The organism is Neptuniibacter sp. (assembly GCF_024231755.1).
GTDB lineage: Bacteria > Pseudomonadota > Gammaproteobacteria > Pseudomonadales > Balneatricaceae > Neptuniibacter.
The window spans coordinates 1-2,955 of the sequence record NZ_JAAEQH010000035.1 but is presented as its reverse complement, the minus strand read 5'-3'; the positions used below and the strand labels follow the sequence as shown (position 1 = coordinate 2,955).

Annotated in this window: 3 protein-coding genes and 1 pseudogene; 2 read left to right on the top strand and 2 right to left on the bottom strand. The window is 46.0% G+C overall.

Features of this window, described 5'->3' with window-relative positions:
• Positions 1-236, bottom strand: a pseudogene (locus tag GY843_RS01095) (peptidase M23); the annotation flags it as partial.
• 150 nt (positions 237-386) lie between these two features.
• A complete protein-coding gene (gene gpmI / locus GY843_RS01090) occupies positions 387-1,937 on the bottom strand; it encodes a 2,3-bisphosphoglycerate-independent phosphoglycerate mutase (RefSeq protein ID WP_297305873.1) in 1,551 nt (516 codons plus the stop codon).
• Positions 1,938-2,169: 232 nt separating this feature from the next.
• Here gpmI and GY843_RS01085 point away from each other — a divergent pair, with 232 nt between their 5' ends.
• Together GY843_RS01085 and grxC are read left to right on the top strand one after the other, a co-directional pair.
• Positions 2,170-2,586, top strand: a complete 417-nt coding sequence (locus GY843_RS01085) for a rhodanese-like domain-containing protein (RefSeq protein ID WP_297305872.1) — start codon at positions 2,170-2,172, stop codon at positions 2,584-2,586.
• On the top strand, positions 2,586-2,843 hold the full coding sequence (gene grxC / locus GY843_RS01080; protein ID WP_297305871.1) for a glutaredoxin 3: 258 nt from the start codon (positions 2,586-2,588) through the stop codon (positions 2,841-2,843). Before GY843_RS01085 ends, grxC begins: the two co-directional genes overlap by 1 nt.
• The last annotated feature ends 112 nt before the right edge of the window (positions 2,844-2,955 follow it).

Below are 2,955 nucleotides of genomic sequence, written 5' to 3'. Positions count from 1 at the left end.
CGTTTTTTTAATTCCTTACGTAAAGCGTCACGTTTCTCTTCCAGGTTTTCAGCATGATTACCCAAACCACTTAACTGCTTATCTAAGGCCTGAATCTGTTTTGCCAGCTTTCCAATTTTAACTTCACTCTGGCGCAGCGCCTTGCTGAGTTGGCGAGACTCACCCTCCTGCTGGCGCATATTCTTCTGCAGAGTAGAGATTCGTGATGATAGCTGCTTGAGTTCTTTCTCCGTCATAACCTGCTTATCAGCGGCCGTTAAAGGCAACGACAAAACCAACAGAAAACAGAAAAAAATCTTTGAAAATCTAAGCATTGCAGCCTGTCAGAAATAAAAAAAGGGATAAAACTTTATCCCTTTTAACACTTAATTCATTAAGAAGCCATTTTAGGAAGTAGCCAAAGAACTACCACTCATCTCCGCTGGCTTATCCACCTGCATCAGATCCAACAATGTTGGAGCCAGATCACACAACGCACCATCTTTCAGCTTCAAACTATCATTACGTGGGCCATCATAGATCAAAGCGACTGGCCAATTAGTGTGAGAGGTATGTGGCTGTCCTGTTTCAGGGTTAACCATCAGCTCAACATTGCCGTGGTCCGCCGTGATCAATGCCTCACCATCAACTTCACGAAGCGCTTCCAGCACCTGACGAACACTCTCATCTACCACTTCACAAGCCTTGACAGCAGCATCGAACTTACCCGTATGGCCAACCATATCACCGTTAGCATAATTACATACGATCAGGTCATACTTGCCACTTTTGATAGCCCCCACCAGCTTTTCAGTTACCTCTGGCGCACTCATCTCTGGCTGTAAGTCATAGGTAGCCACATCCGGTGATGGGACAAGAATCCGGTCTTCACCTGCATAAACCTCTTCCTGACCTCCATTGAAGAAGAAAGTCACGTGAGCATACTTTTCAGTTTCAGCAATACGCAGCTGAGTTTTACCAAGGCCTGATAGATATTCCCCTAAATCATTGCTGATCGCTTGAGGAGGATAAGCACACTCAGCCTGAATATCAGAAGCATACTGAGTCATCATCACATAGCTAGCCAACTTCGGTGTAACTGCGCGTTCAAATCCAGAAAACTCAGCACCTTCGGTGAAAGCACGAGTAATTTCTCGCGCACGGTCTGGACGGAAATTAGCACAAATCAGAGCATCGCCATCTGCTACAGAGCCTACAGCCTGGTCCTGCGCATCAACGATAACCGTTGCCTGTACAAATTCATCGTTCTCATCACGGGCATAAGCTTCATTCAAAGCCTGCAGTGCAGTCGTCGCAGTACAAGGTGCTGTTCCAGCAGTCATCGCATCGTAACCCAGCTGTACACGATCCCAACGATTATCACGATCCATACTGAAGTAACGACCAGCAACCGTTGCGATAGCACCCACACCCAGCTCAGCCAGCTTATCTTCTGTTCGCTGAATAGATGGCTCAGCAGAACGTGGCGGCATATCACGACCATCAAGAATAGCGTGAACAAATAGTTTCTTGGCACCACGTTTAACCGCCATCTCCAGCAGAGCAAAAATGTGCTCTTCATGGCTGTGTACGCCACCCGGGGATAGCAAGCCTAAAATATGCACGGCCTTATCAGCAGAGATTGCGGCATCCATCGCTTTAACCAGAGCTTCATTCTCAAAGAAATCACCATCTGCGATCGCTTTAGAGATGCGAGTGAAGTTCTGGTAAACCACACGACCAGCACCAATATTCATATGGCCAACTTCTGAGTTTCCCATCTGCCCATCAGGAAGACCTACCGCCATACCAGAAGTCTGGATACGTGCATTAGGGTTTTCAGAAAGTAACTTATCCCAAACAGGAGTATTTGCCGCCTGAATTGCTGAAGATTCTGAAGTTTCAACCCCATAACCATCCAGAATAATAAGTGCTTTAGTTGCGCGTTTTGCTGTCATATCTGCTGAATTCTGCTGTCACTATTTAAAATGGGGGACAATTTTACTGCGAAAGAAACCACAAGGCTAACGAATGCCATGTTCATAGCAAAGAAATCTACCAAATTGCTCATTTTCGCACCTTTTTCCCCTTATACAGTGAAAAAACGCAAGGTATACTTATGCCCCTCAAAGAGGATCAACCTCAGCTGTTATTGACCGGCCTTACAACGGCCTATATTTGGATTGCTTAATGGACCAATATATCGAATTTATCGGCAACCACCCTTTTATGGTTGCTGCCTGGGTTCTGACCCTGGTTATGTTTATCATGTTTGAGCGCAGCAAAGCAGGCAAAGCCGTGACTCCTGCTCAGGCAACCAGCCTGATCAATAAGGAAAATGCGATTGTTGTTGATATCCGTCCGAAGAAAGAGTGGACTACTGGCCACATTACTAACGCTAAGCATATCCCTCTATCTGACCTTGACCGCAGAATGGATGAGCTGACTAAATTCAAACAACGTCCGATTATTGTCGTTTGTAATTTGGGTCAGGCCGCAAGCACTGCGACACGTAAACTAAAAGCTGAAGGTTTTGAAAATGCTGTTCGACTGTCCGGCGGCATGACGGAATGGAAAGGCCAGAGCTTACCAATCGTAAAATCCTAATGGCTGAAGTTACTATTTATACAACCCGCTGGTGCCCTTTCTGCATCAGAGCCAAGATGCTGCTAGACCACAAGCAGGTTGAATATACAGAGATACCCGTGGACGGAGATCCTGAAAAACGTCAGGAGATGACCCGCCTCAGCGGTGGTCATACCGTGCCACAAATTTTTATTGATGAAACACCTATAGGCGGCTGTGATGATATGTTTGCTCTGGAACGTCAGGGCCAACTGGATGAGTTACTCAACGCCAGCTAATACAAATAATTCTAAGGATCTATCATGTCTGAGAACGAACAGAACACTGCAAGCCAGGAAGAACAGGGACCACAATTTGCGGTTCAGCGCGTTTACGTAAAAGACTCTTCTT